Genomic DNA, 17,884 nt, shown 5'->3' with positions numbered 1-17,884 from the left:
GAATGCCTACGATGACCTGCGACGCAGCCCCCACCGGGCCTGATCGGGCTAGCGGGCGGCGCGTTACCGGGGGCTGCCCGTCAGGAGCGCATAAGGCTGGAGTAGGGTTTGGCCCGCATAAGCATTCAAACCGTGCCCGTGGACGGGTCGCCGGGGAGGCTCACACTCCTCCCCGGGGCGACGCGAAGGCGGGCGAGACTTCGGGAAGGCGCTACGTGAGTCCCAACGGCTCCGACCGCTCGCCGCGGCGCACGATGCGGCGGAAGCTGCCTCAGGCGCTGGCACTGGGCCTCGTCATCGCGACCGCCACCGGCTGCTCGGCCAACGACCTCCCCAGGCTTGGCCTCCCGAGTCCCGTCACCCAGGAAGGGCCCTTGGTCCTCCGGATGTGGCAGGGCTCCTGGATCGCGGCGCTGGTGGTCGGCGTACTGATGTGGGGTCTGATCATCTGGAGCGTGATCTTCCACCGGCGCAAGCGCACCGGTGTGGAGGTCCCTCCGCAGACCCGGTACAACGTGCCCATCGAGGCGCTCTACACCGCGGTCCCCATCATCATCGTCTCGGTCCTCTTCTACTTCGTCGCCCGCGACGAGGCGAAGCTGACCGCCACCTCCGAGAAGCCGCAGCACTACGTCAACGTGGTCGGTTTCCAGTGGAGCTGGGCGTTCAACTACGAGAACACCGAGACTCCCGACCCGGCCAACCGGGACGCCGCGTACGAGGTCGGTACGCCCAAGGACGCTCCGACGCTCTGGCTGCCGGTCAACGAGTCGGTTCAGTTCCGCCTCACCTCGCGTGACGTCATCCACGACTTCTGGCCCGTCAACTTCCTGATGAAGATGGACGTCGTGCCGGGCGTGGTGAACAAGTTCGAGGTCACGCCGACCGTCAAGGGCGAGTACATGGGCAAGTGCGCCGAGCTCTGCGGCGTCGACCACTCGCGCATGCTGTTCAACGTCAAGGTCGTCGACCGCGCCGACTACGACAAGCACCTGGCCGAGCTTCGTGCCAAGGGCCAGAACGGTGCGGTGCCCTCCGGCCTGATCACCATGGGAAGTGAAGAGAAGTGACAATCCTCAACGAGCCCGCCGCGGCCGGCGGGGGCGCCGAGGCCGTCACGGTCGGGGCGCAGCGGACCCGCAAGCCGGGTTCGACCATCATCAAGTGGTTGACCACCACTGACCACAAGACGATCGGCACGCTGTACCTGGGCACGTCGTTCGCCTTCTTCCTGATCGGTGGCATCCTCGCCCTGGTCATGCGTGCCGAGCTGGCTCGTCCCGGGACCCAGATCCTGTCGAACGAGCAGTTCAACCAGGCGTTCACGATGCACGGCACGATCATGCTGCTGATGTTCGCGACGCCGCTCTTCGCCGGCTTCGCGAACTGGATCATGCCGCTCCAGATCGGCGCCCCGGACGTGGCGTTCCCGCGTCTGAACATGTTCGCGTACTGGCTGTACCTCTTCGGCTCGACCATCGCGGTGGCGGGCTTCCTGACCCCGAACGGCGCCGCGAACTTCGGTTGGTTCGCCTACTCCCCGCTGTCCGACGCGGTGCACTCGCCCGGCATCGGCGGCGACATGTGGATCATGGGTCTGGCCTTCTCCGGCTTCGGCACGATCCTCGGCGCGGTCAACTTCATCACCACGATCATCTGCATGCGCGCTCCGGGCATGACGATGTTCCGGATGTCGATCTTCGTCTGGAACGTCCTGCTGACCTCGGTGCTGGTCCTGCTGGCCTTCCCGGTGCTGGCCGCCGCGCTGTTCGCCCTGGAGGCGGACCGCAAGTTCGGTGCCCACGTCTTCGACCCGGCCAACGGCGGTGCCCTGCTGTGGCAGCACCTCTTCTGGTTCTTCGGCCACCCCGAGGTGTACATCATCGCGCTGCCGTTCTTCGGCATCGTGTCGGAGATCATCCCGGTCTTCAGCCGCAAGCCGATGTTCGGTTACTCCGGTCTGGTCGCGGCCACCATCGCGATCGCCGGTCTGTCCGTGACGGTGTGGGCGCACCACATGTACGTCACCGGGCAGGTGTTGCTGCCGTTCTTCTCGTTCATGACCTTCCTGATCGCGGTCCCGACCGGTGTGAAGTTCTTCAACTGGGTCGGCACCATGTGGAAGGGCTCGCTGAGCTTCGAGACCCCGATGCTCTGGACGGTCGGCTTCCTGGTCACCTTCCTCTTCGGTGGTCTGACCGGTGTTCTGCTGGCCTCCCCGCCGATCGACTTCCACGTCTCGGACTCGTACTTCGTCGTCGCCCACTTCCACTACGTGGTCTTCGGCACCGTCGTGTTCGCGATGTTCGCCGGCTTCCACTTCTGGTGGCCGAAGATGACCGGCAAGATGCTGGACGAGCGCCTCGGCAAGATCACCTTCTGGACGCTGTTCTTCGGCTTCCACACCACCTTCCTGGTGCAGCACTGGCTCGGCGCGGAGGGCATGCCCCGCCGCTACGCCGACTACCTGGCCTCGGACGGCTTCACCACCCTGAACACCGTCTCGACCATCGGCTCCTTCGTGCTCGGCCTGTCGATCCTGCCGTTCCTCTACAACGTCTGGAAGACCGCCAAGTACGGCGAGAAGGTCACCGCGGACGACCCGTGGGGCTTCGGCCGCTCGCTGGAGTGGGCGACCTCCTGCCCGCCGCCGCGGCACAACTTCCTCACCCTCCCGCGGATCCGCTCCGAATCCCCGGCCTTCGACCTCCACCACCCGGAGATCGCCGCGCTGGACTACCTGGAGAACCACGGCGAGCCGGCCAAGCACCTCGCCGGTGTGACCCCGGCGAAGTACGACGCCCCGAAGCTGGGCAAGGGCAACAAGGAGGGCGACGCCTGATGAAGGAACAGGGAAAGATCTTCCTTGGCCTGTCGGTCTTCGTGCTGGCCATGGCCGTGACCTACGGCCTGTGGACCAACCACTCGGACAAGGGCATCGAGGCGGCCGGTACCACCGCGCTGTTCCTGGCCTTCGGCCTGTGTGCCTTCATCGGGTACTACCTCGCCTTCACCGCCCGCCGGGTGGACAGCGGCGCGGGTGACAACCCCGAGGCCGAGGTCGCGGACGACTCCGGCGAGCTGGGCTTCTTCGCCCCGCACAGCTGGCAGCCGCTCTCGCTGGCGCTCGGTGGCGCGCTCGCCTTCCTGGGCGTGATCTTCGGCTGGTGGCTGATGTTCTGGGCCGCCCCGATCATCATGATCGGCATCTTCGGATGGGTCTTCGAGTTCTACCGGGGCGAGAACCAGAACCAGTAGGTTCCCGCCTCCGCACCAGGGCCGGTCCTCCCGCACGGGGGGCCGGCCCTGCTGCGTCCCCCGGCGTTGCCGCGTTCCCCGGTCCTGCTGCGTCCCCGGGATGACGGCCTCACTCCGGTGGGTGAACGGGAAGTCCCTCGGATGTCGCTTCACCGGGGGGCGTTCCTACGATCTGATCAATCGTGCGAACCCTCGGAGGCGGTCATGGCCGACAGGCGTGGAATCGCAGCTCTAGGCGGCATCTCGCTGGCCCTCGCAGTGCTGGCCCCGCTGGCCGCCTGCACGGCCGGGGTCGACGAGCCCGCCGGGCCGCACCGGATCGACGCGGCCCCGCTGGTCCACCTCTCGGCGGACGGCACGGCCGATCCCTCCCAGCCGGTCACCGTGAGCGCCGTCCAGGGCAGCACGCTCACCGACGTCACCGTGGTCGGCCCGGACGGCCGGGTGGTCGCCGGGAAGCTCGCGGAGGACCAGCGCAGCTGGCAGACCACCGGCCGGCTGAAGGCCTCGACCGCGTACACGGTGCGGATCTCCGCCGACGACGGCAGGGGCGGCCGCGGCGACACCACCGCGAGCTTCAGCACCGTCGCCGCCCAGCGCCTGCTGACCGCCAAGCTCGGCCCGGACTCCTCCGGCACCGGCGTCTACGGGGTGGGCCAGCCGCTCACCGTGCAGCTCTCCGAGGCGGTGACGGACCCGCAGGCCCGCCAGGAGGTCGAGCGGGCCCTGACGGTCGGCTCCCAGCCCGTCGTCACCGGGGCCTGGTACTGGGTGGACGACAAGAACCTGCACTTCCGCCCGGAGTCCTACTGGCCGGCCGGCACGGCCGTCTCGCTGGCTTTCGACGGCACCGGCAGCCGGATCGCGGACGGCCTCTACGGCGGCGACCGCAGCTCGCTGAAGCTGCGGATCGGCGAGCGGGTGGAGTCGGTGATCGACGCGGCCGCCCACGAGCTCACCCTGAAGCGCGACGGCGAGGTGCTGAAGACCATCCCGGTCACCACCGGCAAGCCCGGCTTCGACACCCGCAACGGCGTCAAGGTGGTGCTCGGCCAGGAGCGGTCGGTCCGGATGAACGGCGAGACCATCGGCATAGCCGCTGGCAGCACGGAGTCGTACGACCTCGACGTGAAGTGGGCCACCCGGGTGACCTGGAGCGGCGAGTACGTCCACGCGGCGCCCTGGTCGGTCGGCTCGCAGGGCATCGAGAACGTCAGCCACGGCTGCACCGGCATGAGCACCGGCAACGCCGAGTGGTTCTACCAGCACACCCGGGTCGGGGACCTGGTGACGGTGGTGAACAGCCGGGGCGGCGCGATGGAGTCCTTCGGCAACGGCTTCGGGGACTGGAACGTCGCCTGGACGGACTGGGTCAAGCACAGCGCCTCGGGACAGCCCGTCAGCACCACCGCACCGCCCTCCCAGGCCCCCGCCGCGGGGATGATCCGCCCCGACCTCTGACGGGCCCGGGAGGGGCCCGTCAGCCCTCCGGGAAGGCCAGCCGCAGAGCGGTGTCCACGGCGGCCAGGGCGTCCGAGCGGGAGACGCCCAGGCGGCTCGCCCGGGCGGCGAACTCGGCGGCGGCCTCGGCGGTCAGCCGGTGGGCGGCGTCCCCGGTGGCGGCGATCAGCGTGCCGCGCCGGCCGTGGGTCTCCACCACGCCGTCCGCCTCCAGCTCGCGGTAGGCCCGGGCGACGGTGCCGGCGGCCAGCCCCAGCTCCTCGGCCAGGGCCCGGACGGTGGGCAGCCGCAGCCCGGTCGGCAGCTCGCCGGAGCGGGCCCGGTCGGCGATCTGGGCGCGGATCTGCTCGTACGGGGGAGTGGCCGAGGCGGGGTCGACGGACAGCTGCACGGGGGCTCCTGGTGGCGCGGCGGGCGGGTACGGGACTGGCAGACCTGGGAAAGCCCGAGGGCCGCCGACCAGAAGAACTCTGGTCAGCGGCCCTCGGGGTGGCGCTGTGGCGCTTACGGGATCAGTGGTGGCCGTGGCCGCTGGTGATCTCGTGGTGCTCCTCGGCGGTCGGCTTGGGGATCTGGCTGCCCTCGCCGTAGAAGCCGCGGGAGAGCTTGGCCCGGGTGCGGGTGAGGACGCCGGCCTTGCGGGCCACGCCGTTCTCGTCCGTCTGGGCCGGCAGCTCGACCGGCTGGTTCTGGTCGTGCGCGGTGAGCTTGAACAGGTCCTTCTGCGGCAGCTGGGCGTGCACCTCGATGAACTCGCCGTGCGGCAGGCGCTTGATGACGCCCGTCTCGCGGCCGTGCAGCACCTTCTCCTTGTCACGGCGCTGGAGGCCGAGGCACCAGCGCTTGGTGATGATGAAGACGACGACCGGGACGACGAAGAAGCCGACGCGGACGAAGTAGGTGATCGAGTTGATCGACAGGTGCAGGTGGGTGGCGAACAGGTCGTTGCCACCACCCATCAGCAGCACCAGGTAGAGGCTGATCCAGGCGGCACCCAGGGCGGTGCGGACCGGAGCGTTGCGCGGGCGGTCCAGGATGTGGTGCTCGCGCTTGTCGCCGGTGATCCAGCTCTCGATGAACGGGTAGACCGCGATCGAGACCAGGACCAGCGGGAAGATCGCCAGCGGGATCATGACACCCAGGTTGAGGGTGTGGCCGCCCCAGACGCTGATCTCCCAGCCCGGCATGACACGGATCAGGCCCTCGGAGAAGCCCATGTACCAGTCGGGCTGGGCGTCCGTGGAGACCTGGTCCGGACGGTACGGGCCGTACGCCCAGATCGGGTTGATCGTGGCGATCGCCGAGACGACGGCGATGAGGCCGAACACCAGGAAGAAGAAGCCACCGGCCTTGGCCATGTAGACCGGCATCAGCGGCATGCCGACGACGTTCTTCTCGGTCTTGCCCGGGCCCGCCCACTGGGTGTGCTTGTGGTAGAAGACCAGGATCAGGTGCGCCACCAGCAGGCCGAGCATGATGCCCGGGATCAGCAGCACGTGGATCGTGAAGAAGCGCGGCACGATGTCGTGGCCGGGGAACTCGCCCCCGAACAGGAACATCTGGACGTAGGTGCCGATCAGCGGGACGGCGAGGATCGCGCCTTCCATGAAGCGGATACCGGTGCCCGACAGCAGGTCGTCCGGCAGGGAGTAGCCGAAGAAGCCGTCGAACATGCCCAGGACCAGCAGCAGGAAGCCGAAGACCCAGTTGATCTCACGCGGCTTGCGGAACGCGCCGGTGAAGAACACGCGCATCATGTGCACGAGCATCGCGGCCACGAAGACCAGGGCGGCCCAGTGGTGGATCTGACGGATCAGCAGACCGCCGCGGACCTCGAAGCTGATGTCCACCGTGGAGGCGTAGGCCTCCGACATCGGGATGCCCTTGAGCGGCACGTACGAGCCGTCGTAGACGACCTCGGCCATCGAGGGCTTGAAGAACAGCGTCAGGTAGACGCCGGTCAGGATGATGATGACGAACGTGTAGAGGCAGATCTCGCCCAGCATGAAGGACCAGTGGTCCGGGAAGATCTTCCGCAGGTTGGCCTTGGCGAGGGAGTAGATCCCCAGCCGGCCGTCCGTCCAGTCAGCCGCGGCTTCCCACTTGTTGGCGGGCTTCTCACGCGTGCTGGAGGGCTTGGCGGCACCGGTCGTGGTGCTGCTCGCGCTACTCATCGAGCACGCTCCCAGTAGCTCGGGCCGACGGGCTCATCGAAGTCGCCGGTGGCGACCAGGTTGCCCTTCTCGTCAGTGATGATCTTCAGCTGCGGCAGCGGGTGACCGGCCGGGCCGAAGATGACGCGGGCGCCGTCCGCCAGGTCGAAGGTCGACTGGTGGCAGGGGCAGAGCGCGTGGTGGGTCTGCTGCTCGTACAGGCTGATCGGGCAGCCGACGTGGGTGCAGATCTTGGAGTAGGCGAGGATGCCCTCGAATCCGAGCTCCTTGGACTTCTCGTCCTTGATGTCCTCGGGCGCGATGCGGACCAGCATCAGGGCGTCCTTGGCGATCCGCTGCTGGAAGTCCTCGCTGTGCGTGGACAGGCCCTCCGGCATGGCGAAGGTGAGCGAGCCGATGACGATGTCCTCGGGCTTCATCGGCTGCAGCGTGTTCATGTTGATCAGCGGCAGCGGCTTGGCCTCGGTCGCCTCCTTCCAACCGGTCTCCTTGAGCTTCTTCTCGGGAAGCGGGCCAAGGTCACGGAGCAGGACCACGCCGGAGAGCGGGACCAGCGCCATGGAGCCGATCAGGGTGTTGCGGATCATCTTGCGGCGGCCGAAGCCGGACTCGGCGGCGCCGGTCTTGAACTGCTCGATGACGTCCGCGCGGACCTCGTCGGAAGCCTCGATCGGGTGACGCTCGGCCGGCAGCTCGACGTCCGACATCAGGGTGCGGGCCCAGTGGACCGCGCCCGCGCCGATCATGAACAGCGCGATGCCCAGGGTCAGGCCGAGCGCGAAGTTCAGCGCGCTGACGTGACCGAGCGGGAAGATGTAGACGATCTTGTCCGGGTCGATGGCCACGTACGAGGCGATGAAGCCCACGGTGGCGAGCATCGAGATCACGAACATCAGCGAGACCTGGCGCTCGGCGCGCTGGGCGGCCCGCTCGTCGATGTCGGTGCGCCGGGGCTCGTGGGCCGGCAGGCCCGGGTCGGCGAACGGGCTGCCGTGGTCGGCCACCTCGCCGGCGGAGCCGTGCGGCTCCGGGAGCTTCTCTTCTGACATGTCGTGGCTCATGACTTCTTGGCCTTGGTGGTGTGGGCGGCGACCCAGATCGCGACCGCGATGAGCGTGCCGAGGCCGAAGATCCAGCCGAACAGACCCTCGGTCACCGGACCGAGGCTGCCCAGGGTGAGACCGCCGGGGTTGGGCTCATCGTTGGTGGTGTGGCGGACGAAGGCCACGATCTGCTTCTTCTGCTCCTCGGGCATGGTGGTGTCCGGGAACGACGGCATGTTCTGCGGGCCGGTCTGCATGGCCTCGTAGATGTGCTTGGCGTCCACGCCCTCGAGCGACGGGGCGTACTTGCCCTTGGTCAGGGCACCACCCTGGCCGGCGAAGTTGTGGCACTGGGCGCAGTTGGTGCGGAACAGCTCGCCACCCTTGGAGATGTCCTCGGGGTTGGTCGAGGTGAACTGCTCCTCCGTCGGGGTCACCGGGCCGGGACCGAGCGAGGCGACGTAGGCGGCGAGCTGGTCGATCTCGGCCTGCGAGTAGATGTTCTTCTTGCGCGGGACCTGGGCGCCGGGCTGCTGGGCGGGCATGCGGCCGGTGCCGACCTGGAAGTCGACAGCGGCGGAGCCGACGCCGACCAGGCTCGGACCGTCACTGCTGCCCTGGCCGTTCATGCCGTGGCAGGAGGAGCAACCGACGGCGAAGAGCTTCTTGCCCTCATCGATCGCGAGCGACTGCGCGGCGACGTCGGCCTGCGCCTTGTCGGCGGGCGCGAACGCGGCGTACAGCCCCCCGGTTGCCGCCAGGGCGAGAAGTAGGACGACCAGCGCCGCCAATGGGTGGCGCCGTCGTGCGGAGAGCTTTTTCACGGAATAACCCCGGTGTCAGGATCTGGTCGACTGGTGGGTGCACCCGGCGGCCGGTCTGGCCGGCACGAGGCTGCCTGTCTAGGGCTGCGCGCGCGGTCGGTCGGTGGGAGCGTCGGCACCGGCAGAAGCGGCCCGTCGCCGGTGAGGGCGGGGGCCGCAGCCGGTGGCCAGCGACCTGATCAGCTGGTTACTTGATCAGGTAGATGGTCGCGAACAGGCCGATCCACACGACGTCGACGAAGTGCCAGTAGTACGACACGACGATCGCCGCGGTGGCCTGCTCGTGCGTGAAGCGCTTGGCTGCGTACGTCCGTCCCAGGACCAGCAGGAAGGCGATCAGACCACCCGTCACGTGCAGCCCGTGGAAGCCGGTGGTCAGGTAGAACACCGTGCCGTACGGGTCGGAGGACAGCGACAGGCCGTCCTTCTTGACCAGCTCGGTGTACTCGAAGACCTGGCCGCCGATGAAGACCGCGCCCATGGCGAACGTGAGGATGAACCACGCCCGGAGCTTCTTCACGTCACCGCGCTCGGCAGCGAACACGCCGAGCTGGCAGGTGAGCGAGGAGAGCACCAGGATCGTGGTGTTGACCGAGGAGAAGGGCACGTTGAGGGCGTGGGCCTTCTCGGTCCAGAACTCCGGCCCCTTGACGGAGCGGAGCGTGAAGTACATCGCGAAGAGGGCCGCGAAGAACATCAACTCGGAACTGAGCCAGACGATCGTTCCGACGCTGACCATGTTCGGCCGGTTGACCGATCCGTGCGCGTGCCCGGTTTCTACTGCTGTTGCTGTCGCCACGACGGACATTATGTCGGTCCCTTATTCCGTCTTCACGTCGGGGGGTGTCCCTCGGAGTGTCCGGTGCGTGCGGTATGCCCCCTTGGGGGGTGCCGGGGTGCCCGGACGGGGGTTGAGCAGCGGCGTGTCCCTTTTCTGATGGTTCCTCGGAGGGGCCTGCGACCCCGTTGCCCGGCGCGTCGCTGCACGGTCGGAGCAGCCGTGGGAGGTAGGGGGACGGGCCCGGGGTCGGCCGTACGGGTGGACTGGACGGGATCGGGTGACGGGCCGTCCTCCGGGCGGGTGAGCCCGGGGCGCGGCGGCTCGGGACGGATCGTGCGCGAGGGGGACTCGGCGGAGGGTGATCGGGAGTAGCATCCGGATCAGGCGAACGTGGTCCGGATCACACTTGAGGGAGCAGGGTCCATGGCGTACACGACCGATGAGACGCTCACCGTCCTCGTCTACAGCGACGACCGCAACACCCGCGAGCAGGTGCTGACGGCGCTCGGCCGTCGGCCCGCCGAGGATCTTCCGGAACTGTCCTACCTGGAGTGCGCGACCACCCCCGCGGTGCTCAAGGCACTGGAGAAGGGGGGCGTGGACCTCTGCGTGCTGGACGGCGAGGCCGTTCCGGCCGGGGGGCTGGGGCTCGGGCGCCAGCTCAAGGACGAGATCTACGGCTGCCCGCCGGTGCTGGTGCTGATCGGCCGGCCGCAGGACTCCTGGCTCGCCGCCTGGAGCCGGGCGGACGCCGCCATCTCCCGCCCGGTGGAGCCGGTGGCGCTGGCCGGGGCGGTCGCCACCCTGCTGCGGGCGCGGCTGGCGAAGCGGACTCCGGTCGTCCGCTGAATTCCCCCCCGGCAACTGGAAAAGAGAGGGGTAGAAGCGGCCCCTTCGCTCGATAGGCTGGCTCCATCCGTACGGACGTCCCCCCGGAGCGGGGAACCGACAAACAGCTGGAGTCAGCCATGGTGAACGTGAACCCTGCGAACGGCGGTAGCGACCCCGCGCAGGTGATCCGCACCTGGCCGGACCTCCTGGCCGCGCTGTTGCAGGGGGAGGACCTCGACCGCGCGTCCACCGCGTGGGCGATGGACCGGATCATGAGCGGCGAGGCGTCCCCCGTGCAGGTGGCCGGGTTCATGATCGCTCTGCGGGCCAAGGGCGAGTCGGTCGAGGAGATCGCCGGCCTGGTCGACGCGATGTACGAGCACGCCGAGCCGCTGGAGATCCCCGGACCGGCGGTGGACATCGTCGGCACCGGCGGGGACCGGGCGAAGACCGTCAACATCTCCACCATGTCGGCGATCGTCGCGGCGGCCGCCGGCGCCAAGGTGGTCAAGCACGGCAACCGGTCGGCCTCCTCCGCCAGCGGCTCCTCGGACGTGCTGGAGAAGCTCGGGGTGGCGCTGGACCTCTCCGCGCAGCGGGTCGCCGAGGTGGCCGAGGAGGTCGGTCTCACCTTCTGCTTCGCGGCCAAGTTCCACCCCTCGATGCGGCACGCCGCCACCGCGCGGCGCGACCTCGGGGTGCCGACCTCCTTCAACATCCTCGGCCCGCTCACCAACCCGGCCAGGGTCACCGCGCACGCCATCGGCTGCTTCGACACCCGGCTGGCCGGGCTGATCGCCGGGGTGCTGGCCGAACGGGGCGCGACGGCGCTGGTCTTCCGCGGCGACGACGGGCTGGACGAGCTGACCATCACCACCACCTCGCAGGTCTGGCTGGTGCGCGACGGGGTGGTCACCGAGACCACCTTCGACCCGCGGGACGTCGGCATCGAGCTGGTCGGCATCGAGGCGCTGCGCGGGGCGGACGCCTCGTACAACGCCGAGGTCGCACGGCGGCTGCTGGCGGGGGAGCACGGGCCGGTGCGGGACGCCGTCCTGCTGAACACGGCGGCGGCGCTGGTCGCGCTGGACCTCGGCGAGGCGCCGCTCGCCGAGCAGCTGGCGGCCGGCATGGAGCGGGCCGCGGAGGCGATCGACTCCGGTGCCGCGCAGGACCTGCTGCGACGCTGGTCGGAGGCCACCAGCCGGATCTGAGGCGGTAGTTGGGGGGCCCGTGCCGGAACGCCGGCACGGGCTCCCGCGCTGTCCGGATGCTGGATGCCCGTTTGACCACCCGATGGACGCGGCCTAGAGTCTTGGCCAGGTCATGAGTGACAGTGCGAAGCCCCAGCTGGCTGTCCGGCAACCCTCCGTCCGTGGCGGGGTGCCCTGGGTGAGGACCGGGTCGTCACGGCAAGCCGTCCGTGCGACAAGCGCGGACGCCCGACGACTAGCACTCCCGGGGTCCCTCACCCCTGAAGGAGTGCATCCTCATGTCCCCTCTCGCCACCACCGAGACCTGCGCCCCGCTCGCCGTCCTCGGCGCCGACGTCCAGGTCCCGCTCGCCAACGGTGAGAAGGTCGGTTACGCGGCGCTGGACTACGCGGCCAGCTCCCCGGCGCTCCAGCGGGTGTGGGACGACGTCGCCGCCTACGCGCCGTACTACGGCAGCGTCCACCGCGGGGCCGGGTACCTCTCCCAGCTGTCCACCGACCTGTTCGAGCAGAGCCGCCGCACCGTCGGCGAGTTCCTCGACCTGCGCGAGGGCGACCAGGTGGTCTTCACCCGGGCCACCACCGACTCGCTCAACCTGCTGGCCGCGGCCCTTCCGGCCGGCACCCGGGTGTTCGCCTTCGAGACCGAGCACCACGCCTCGCTGCTGCCCTGGGCGCACGCCGGACTGGGCGTCACCTACCTGCGGGCGCCGCGCTCCCGGGCCGAGGCGGTGGCCGCCCTGGACGCCGCCCTCGCCGGGGCGCCCGAGGGCCCCAAGCTGCTCTGCGTCACCGGCGCCTCCAACGTGACCGGCGAACTGTGGCCGGTCGCCGAGCTGACCCGGACCGCGCACCGGCACGGCGCCCGGGTGGTGCTGGACGCCGCCCAGCTGGCGCCGCACCACCGGGTCTCGGTCCGCGAGCTGGACGTCGACTGGATCGCCTTCTCCGGCCACAAGATCTACGCGCCGTTCGGCGCCGGGGTGCTGGCCGGCCGGGCGGACTGGCTGGACGCGGCCGAGCCGTACCTGGCCGGCGGCGGGGCGACCCGGACGGTGGCCCGGGAGAGCGACGGCTCGGTGGCCGTGCAGTGGCACACCGGCCCGGCCCGGCACGAGGCCGGCTCGCCGAACGTCATCGGCGCCTACGCGATCGCCTCGGCCTGCCGGGCCCTGACCGAGGCCGGCTTCGATGCGCTGGAGGCCCGCGAGCAGCAGCTGATCGCCCGGCTGACGGCCGGGCTGGAGCGGATCCCGCAGGTCAAGGTGCTGAACCTGTTCGGCTCCGACTCCGCCCGGGTCGGCGTGCTGTCCTTCGTCGTCCGGGGCTGGAACAGCTCGCACTTCTCGGCCGCGCTGTCCGCCGAGTACGGCATCGGGGTGCGCGACGGCCTGTTCTGTGCCCACCCGCTGGTGCGCACGCTGCTCGGGGACGAGGACGTCGCCCCGTCCGAGTGCGGCGCGCCGGAGCCCTCGCTGCCGGGCGAGCGCAGCCTGAACGCGATCCGGGTGAGCTTCGGCGCCGGGACGCCGGACGAGCACGTCGACCGCTTCCTGACCGCCGTCCGGGAGCTGGTCACGGACGGGGCGGCCTGGAACTACCGCAACGAGGGCGGGCGCTGCGTCGCGACCGTGCAGATCGACCGGGGGCGGCGCGAGGGCTGAGCGTTACTCGTCCAGGCCGAGGGCGAAGGCGGCTTCCAGGTCGTGCTGGGAGTAGGTGCGGAAGGCGATCTGGGTCTCGGTGTGGGCCACGCCCGGGACCTTGTTGAGCCGGCCCGGGATGACCTCGGCCAGGTCGTCGTGCCGGCGCACCCGCACCATCGCCACCAGGTTGTAGCCCCCGGTCACCGAGTAGACCTCGCTGACGCCGTCGATGGCGGCGATGGATTCGGCGATCTCCGGGATGCGGTCGACACTGGTCTTGATCAGGACGATGGCGGTGATCACAGTTCGGGCTCCTTTGTGGGGTGCCGCCAGCGTATCGGGCGTCGGCCGGGTCGTCGCGGGGGGTGGCGAACCACGGTGCAGGCGTAGAGGAACCCGGCCGAGAAGCCGATCACGTGGACCAGGTACGCCACCCCGGGCCCGGCCGAGTGCACCGACCACCACTGCAGGGCGAACCAGAGGCCGAGCACCAGCCAGGCGGGGAACCGCAGCGGCAGGAAGAGCAGCAGCGGGACGAGGGTGGTGACCCGGGCCCGGGGGTGGAGGCGCAGATAGGCGCCGAGCGCGGCGGCGATCGCCCCGGAGGCCCCGATGAGCACCCGGGTGGAGTTCGGCGAGTGCGCCTCGGCGAGCGCGAAGCCGTACGTGGTCAGGCTGCCGGCGGCCAGGTAGAAGACGGCGTACCGGGCCCGGCCCAGCCGCCGTTCGACGGTGGGGCCGAAGACCTGGAGGAAGAGCAGGTTCCCCAGCAGGTGGAGCCAGCCGGCGTGCAGGAAGAGCCCGGTGAGGACGGACAGGGCCGGGTGCTTGCCCGGGGTCGGGGCGGCCGGGCAGCCGGGGACCGGGTCGGGGGCCTCGGCCAGCTGCGCGGCGGTCAGCGGCCGCCCGGCCAGCACCTCGGCCGGGACGGCGCCCCAGCGCTGCTCGTACCGCTGCTCCGCGCAGACCCGGGCCAGGCCGGTGCCGTACAGCGGGTTGAGCCCGGCGGCCGGGCCGAGCAGGAAGACCAGGGTGTTGAGTGCGATCAGGGCGTAGCTGACCGCCGGGACGGTCGCGGCCGGGCGGCCGCCCCGGGCGGCGGTGTCGTCGGGGACCGCGAGCGCCATGCGGCCAAGCATCCCTCCGGGCGCCGCAGGTGACACGGCGGTTTACGGCAGGTGGACCAGTGCGGGTGTTCGGGCGACCGGTGGCCGCGATGGTTGCCCCAGGCAATAGGCTTGGGGCGGGCATTCCCGCCTCCCGCCGCCGATGCCGGGGCTCCGGGGGGAGCGCCTGGCCCACGAAGGGACCACCCGAGAGGACCCCCCGATGACCGTCCCCGCCCTGACCGCCGAGACGCGCTGGCGCTGCACCCTGTGCGGCAACCTCACCCGCTTCGACGTGACCCGCACCGCGCGGGTGACCGAGTTCCTGCATTTCGACCTGGCCGGCGAGTCCAAGGTCGAGGAGACCGAGGTGCTGAGCGAGACCATCGAGTCGGTGCGCTGCCGCTGGTGCAACGCGGTGGACCAGGTCGAGCTGGTGGCCCGCCCGGGTGCCGAGGGGGCGCAGGCCCCCACCGAGCAGGGCTGATCCCCGCCGCCGCGGCGGGTGGGTGCGCGGCGCACCCACCCGCGCCGCACGGGACAATGCAGAACAAGACGCACGGAGCGTGACGACAGGGGGAGGTCGCGGCCGTGCCCCGCTGGACCAGGATCGGAGCCGAGGACGTGGTGGACGCAGCGAAGGAGCCCGGCGAAGCCCAGGGGCTTCAGCCCGCTGCGGCCGAGGCCCGGGCCGGGGCGGCGGCCGGGGCGGCGAACGACTCCTCCGAGCCCGCGGCGGAGCACGCCGTCGAGAAGCTCGACCGGCCGCTGCCCGAGGGCGTGCGCCGGCGCGTGGTCGGGCTGGCCTCGGACGCGCTCGGCGGGCTTCCGGCGGGCGAGCTCCCGCAGAGCCTGCGTCAGTACGTGAAGTTCACCCCGGCGCGGCGGGCCAAGTACGCGGCCACCGCGCTGGCGGCGGCCCTGGAGGCGGAGCCGGCCTTCCGGGTGCGGATAGCGGAGCGGCTGCGCCTCGGGCAGCCGGACCTGGTGAAGGCGCTGGAGTCGGGCACCGTCCCGAGCGCCGCCGATCCGATGGACGTCGCGGCCGCCGCCTACCTGGTGCGTTCGGCGGGCTGGAGCCGGCTGGTGGCCGAGGCCGGCGAGGAGGCCGAGCGGGCCGGTGCCGAGGACGCGGCCGCGGAGTCGGCCCGGCTGGTGGAGAAGCTGCACGCCGAGCTGGCCGAGGTGCGGGCCTCCGCGCGGGCGGACGTGGACCGGCAGCGGGCCGAGTCGGACGGCGTCCGCAAGGAGGCCGAGTCGCTGCGCAAGAAGGTGCGGTCGCTGGAGAGCGACACCCGCCGGGCGCAGGCCGAGACCCGCCGGGTGGCCGGCGAGCTGGAAGCGCTGAAGGCGCAGTCCGCGGCCGAGCGCGGTGCGGCCGAGACCGAGGCGCGCAGGCTCAGGCACCGGGTCTCGGAGCTGGAGAACGCGGTCGAGCAGGGCCGCCGGTCGGCCCGTGAGGGGCGCAGCGTCGAGGACATGCGGCTGCGGCTGCTGCTGGACACCGTGCTGCAGTCGGCCCAGGGGCTCCAGCGGGAGCTGGCGCTGCCGGTCTCCCAGATCCGCCCGGCGGACCTGGTGGAGGCGGTGGTGCCGGGGGCGGCCTCGCCCCACGACGTGGCCCGGCGCGGGCTGGCCGAGGACGATCCGGCGCTGCTGGACCAGCTGCTGGCGATCCCCCAGGTGCACCTGGTGGTGGACGGCTACAACGTGACCAAGACCGGTTATCCGACGCTGCCGCTGGAGCAGCAGCGGATCCGGCTGCTGGGCGGGCTGGCGATGCTGGCGCAGCGCACCCAGGCGGAGGTCACCTGCGTGTTCGACGGGCAGGACCTGGACGTCCCGGTGATCATGGCGCCGCCGCGCGGGGTCCGGGTGCGGTTCAGCCGGACCGGGGAGACGGCCGACGAGCTGATCCGCCGTCTGGTGCGGGCCGAGCCGCAGGGCCGTCCGGTGGTGGTGGTGTCCACCGACCGGGAGGTCGCGGACGGCGTGCGGAAGGCGGGCGCGCGCCCCGTGGCCTCGGTGCTGCTGCTGAACCGGCTGGCGCGCCCCTGACCCCGAGCGGCCGTGCGATGCCTGGTCAGGAGTGGTTCCGGGATGGTGTGCGGGTCCCGTGTCGTCAGTGTGCGGACCGGAGTTCACACCTTCGGGGGAGTGGCAAAACGGATAGATCTTCACTAGGGTCTGGCGTCAAACCTATTTTCCGGAATCTCATCCCATCAGGTGAGTCCGTTGGAAGAAGGAGCAGGACCCTTGGCCTCCCACCGCCGTCCCAAGCAGCCGAGCCGCGCGCGGATCTCCGTGCTCACCGCTGCTGCTGCGACCGCGGTCGCCCTCTCCGCCCAGGTGGCCGCGCACGCCGCGCCGCAGCCGAACAAAACGGACGTCAAGGCGCAGATCGACCAGCTCCAGGAGGAGCAGGAGCAGGCGGCGGAGAAGTACAACGGCGCCAAGGAGCGGGCCGACCAGCTGCGCAAGCAGGCCGACCAGCTGCAGGACCAGGTGGCCCGCAGCCAGGAGCAGATGACCCAGCTCCAGGGCGGCCTCGCCGAGGTGGCGGGCGAGCAGTACCGCACCGGCGGCATCGACCCGTCCGTCCAGCTGATGCTCACCTCCGACCCGTCCGGCTACCTGGAGAAGGCCTCCACCGTCCAGCAGGCCAGCAGCAGCCAGGCCGAGGCGCTCAAGGGGCTGCTGGACCAGCAGCGCCGGCTGGACCAGGAGAAGGTCGAGGCCTCCGCCGTGCTCGCCTCGCTGGACACCACCACCAAGGACCTGAACCAGGCCAAGGCGGACGTCAACACCAAGCTGAAGGCCGCCCAGGACCTGCTGAACTCGCTGAGCGCCACCGACCGCGCCGCGCTGAAGGCCCAGCAGGCGCAGGACGACCGCGCCTCGCGCGGCAGCGACCGGGTCGACCTCAGCAGCCTGCCGCCGGCCAGCGGCTACGCGGCCGTGGCGATGGCCAAGGCGATGAGCAAGCAGGGCTCGCCGTACGTGTGGGGCGCCACCGGCTCGACCACCTTCGACTGCTCGGGCCTGATGGTCTGGGCGTACGGGCAGGCGGGCGTCTCGCTGCCGCGCACCTCGCAGGAGCAGGGCCACTACGGCACCCGGGTGCCCTCGCTGGACCAGGCCCAGCCGGGCGACCTGGTGGTCTACGGCAACGACATGCACCACGTCGGGATGTACATCGGCAACGGCATGGTGGTCCACGCGCCGCACACCGGTGACGTGGTGAAGGTGATGAAGGCCGACGCGATGTCGATCAACACCATCCGCCGGGTCTGACGGCCCGACACGCCCGCGGGGCCCTTCCGGGGGCTGTGAAAAGCGCCACCCCTCGTTCGGGGGTGGCGTTCGGCTTTCCGTCCCTTCGCGACCACATGCTGAGAACTGATCAGCCATCTGTGTGCCAGTGGTCACCATCGGTCATTTTCACAGAAGAACTTGGGAAATCTTTGGTCTTTTTTCTGACAAGGATTTGAACCGATCACGGTTCAGTTACTAGGGTCGTGCCCTGAACCACCGCACTGTCGATCG

Annotated in this window: 17 protein-coding genes and 1 riboswitch; of the genes, 10 read left to right on the top strand and 7 right to left on the bottom strand. The window is 70.5% G+C overall.

What is annotated here, in order from left to right; translation table 11 throughout:
- Nucleotides 1-215 precede the first annotated feature (215 nt).
- The 4 genes from coxB to ACFVGO_RS29965 all read left to right on the top strand — a co-directional run bounded on the left by coxB (nucleotide 216) and on the right by ACFVGO_RS29965 (nucleotide 4,719).
- The gene (coxB, locus tag ACFVGO_RS29980; RefSeq protein WP_380353214.1) at nucleotides 216-1,070 is read left to right on the top strand and encodes a cytochrome c oxidase subunit II; all 855 of its coding nucleotides are present in this window, start codon (nucleotides 216-218) and stop codon (nucleotides 1,068-1,070) included.
- Complete coding sequence (gene ctaD, locus ACFVGO_RS29975; RefSeq protein ID WP_380353216.1) at nucleotides 1,067-2,842, top strand: cytochrome c oxidase subunit I; 1,776 nt, start codon at nucleotides 1,067-1,069, stop codon at nucleotides 2,840-2,842. The genes coxB and ctaD overlap by 4 nt, the downstream gene beginning before the upstream one ends.
- On the top strand, nucleotides 2,842-3,258 hold the full coding sequence (locus ACFVGO_RS29970; RefSeq protein WP_359897049.1) for a cytochrome c oxidase subunit 4: 417 nt from the start codon (nucleotides 2,842-2,844) through the stop codon (nucleotides 3,256-3,258). Before ctaD ends, ACFVGO_RS29970 begins: the two co-directional genes overlap by 1 nt.
- 204 nt (nucleotides 3,259-3,462) lie before the next feature.
- A complete protein-coding gene (locus ACFVGO_RS29965; protein WP_359897050.1) occupies nucleotides 3,463-4,719 on the top strand; it encodes an Ig-like domain-containing protein in 1,257 nt (418 codons plus the stop codon).
- Between the two features lie 19 nt (nucleotides 4,720-4,738).
- Here ACFVGO_RS29965 and ACFVGO_RS29960 read toward each other — a convergent pair whose 3' ends face one another.
- The 5 genes from ACFVGO_RS29960 to ACFVGO_RS29940 form a co-directional block, all read right to left on the bottom strand.
- Nucleotides 4,739-5,110 (bottom strand): GntR family transcriptional regulator, encoded by a 372-nt coding sequence (locus tag ACFVGO_RS29960; RefSeq protein WP_359897052.1) that lies wholly within the window; start codon nucleotides 5,108-5,110, stop codon nucleotides 4,739-4,741.
- 121 nt (nucleotides 5,111-5,231) lie between these two features.
- Nucleotides 5,232-6,893: a ubiquinol-cytochrome c reductase cytochrome b subunit gene (locus ACFVGO_RS29955; RefSeq protein WP_359897054.1), complete on the bottom strand. Its 1,662-nt coding sequence runs from the start codon at nucleotides 6,891-6,893 to the stop codon at nucleotides 5,232-5,234.
- Nucleotides 6,890-7,942 carry a Rieske 2Fe-2S domain-containing protein gene (locus tag ACFVGO_RS29950; protein WP_359897056.1) on the bottom strand — a complete coding sequence of 351 codons (1,053 nt, stop codon included), beginning with the start codon at nucleotides 7,940-7,942 and terminating at the stop codon, nucleotides 6,890-6,892. The genes ACFVGO_RS29955 and ACFVGO_RS29950 overlap by 4 nt, the downstream gene beginning before the upstream one ends.
- Before the next feature lie 8 nt (nucleotides 7,943-7,950).
- Nucleotides 7,951-8,760 (bottom strand): c-type cytochrome, encoded by an 810-nt coding sequence (locus tag ACFVGO_RS29945; protein WP_359897057.1) that lies wholly within the window; start codon nucleotides 8,758-8,760, stop codon nucleotides 7,951-7,953.
- A 187-nt stretch (nucleotides 8,761-8,947) separates the two neighbouring features.
- On the bottom strand, nucleotides 8,948-9,568 hold the full coding sequence (locus ACFVGO_RS29940) for a heme-copper oxidase subunit III (RefSeq protein WP_049651835.1): 621 nt from the start codon (nucleotides 9,566-9,568) through the stop codon (nucleotides 8,948-8,950).
- A 396-nt stretch (nucleotides 9,569-9,964) separates the two neighbouring features.
- Between ACFVGO_RS29940 and ACFVGO_RS29935 the strand changes: the two genes are divergently transcribed.
- The 3 genes from ACFVGO_RS29935 (at nucleotide 9,965) to ACFVGO_RS29925 (ending at nucleotide 13,250) form a co-directional block, all read left to right on the top strand.
- The gene (locus ACFVGO_RS29935) at nucleotides 9,965-10,390 is read left to right on the top strand and encodes a hypothetical protein (protein ID WP_359897059.1); all 426 of its coding nucleotides are present in this window, start codon (nucleotides 9,965-9,967) and stop codon (nucleotides 10,388-10,390) included.
- Nucleotides 10,391-10,509: 119 nt separating this feature from the next.
- Complete coding sequence (gene trpD, locus ACFVGO_RS29930; protein ID WP_359897061.1) at nucleotides 10,510-11,586, top strand: anthranilate phosphoribosyltransferase; 1,077 nt, start codon at nucleotides 10,510-10,512, stop codon at nucleotides 11,584-11,586.
- Nucleotides 11,587-11,694: 108 nt separating this feature from the next.
- A riboswitch (SAM riboswitch) is annotated at nucleotides 11,695-11,813 on the top strand.
- A gap of 51 nt (nucleotides 11,814-11,864) precedes the next feature.
- Nucleotides 11,865-13,250, top strand: a complete 1,386-nt coding sequence (locus ACFVGO_RS29925; RefSeq protein ID WP_359897063.1) for an aminotransferase class V-fold PLP-dependent enzyme — start codon at nucleotides 11,865-11,867, stop codon at nucleotides 13,248-13,250.
- Nucleotides 13,251-13,253: 3 nt separating this feature from the next.
- Here the strand turns inward: ACFVGO_RS29925 and ACFVGO_RS29920 are convergent, their stop codons facing one another.
- Nucleotides 13,254-13,535 (bottom strand): Lrp/AsnC family transcriptional regulator, encoded by a 282-nt coding sequence (locus tag ACFVGO_RS29920; RefSeq protein WP_049651832.1) that lies wholly within the window; start codon nucleotides 13,533-13,535, stop codon nucleotides 13,254-13,256.
- The gene (locus ACFVGO_RS29915) at nucleotides 13,532-14,359 is read right to left on the bottom strand and encodes a rhomboid family intramembrane serine protease (protein ID WP_359897065.1); all 828 of its coding nucleotides are present in this window, start codon (nucleotides 14,357-14,359) and stop codon (nucleotides 13,532-13,534) included. Before ACFVGO_RS29915 ends, ACFVGO_RS29920 begins: the two co-directional genes overlap by 4 nt.
- 202 nt (nucleotides 14,360-14,561) lie before the next feature.
- Here ACFVGO_RS29915 and ACFVGO_RS29910 point away from each other — a divergent pair, with 202 nt between their 5' ends.
- The 3 genes from ACFVGO_RS29910 to ACFVGO_RS29900 all read left to right on the top strand — a co-directional run bounded on the left by ACFVGO_RS29910 (nucleotide 14,562) and on the right by ACFVGO_RS29900 (nucleotide 17,632).
- Entirely contained in the window at nucleotides 14,562-14,825 is a 264-nt protein-coding gene (locus ACFVGO_RS29910) for a hypothetical protein (RefSeq protein ID WP_359897066.1), read from the top strand.
- Between the two features lie 104 nt (nucleotides 14,826-14,929).
- The gene (locus ACFVGO_RS29905) at nucleotides 14,930-16,396 is read left to right on the top strand and encodes an NYN domain-containing protein (RefSeq protein ID WP_380353228.1); all 1,467 of its coding nucleotides are present in this window, start codon (nucleotides 14,930-14,932) and stop codon (nucleotides 16,394-16,396) included.
- A gap of 198 nt (nucleotides 16,397-16,594) precedes the next feature.
- Nucleotides 16,595-17,632, top strand: coding sequence for an NlpC/P60 family protein (locus ACFVGO_RS29900; protein ID WP_359897070.1), 1,038 nt, complete (start codon nucleotides 16,595-16,597; stop codon nucleotides 17,630-17,632).
- Nucleotides 17,633-17,884 lie beyond the last annotated feature (252 nt).

It is taken from the genome of Kitasatospora sp. NPDC057738, assembly GCF_042798815.1.
GTDB lineage: Bacteria > Actinomycetota > Actinomycetes > Streptomycetales > Streptomycetaceae > Kitasatospora > Kitasatospora lactacystinica.
The sequence above is the reverse complement of the archived record's forward strand: the minus strand, read 5'-3'. Positions and strand labels throughout refer to the sequence as shown.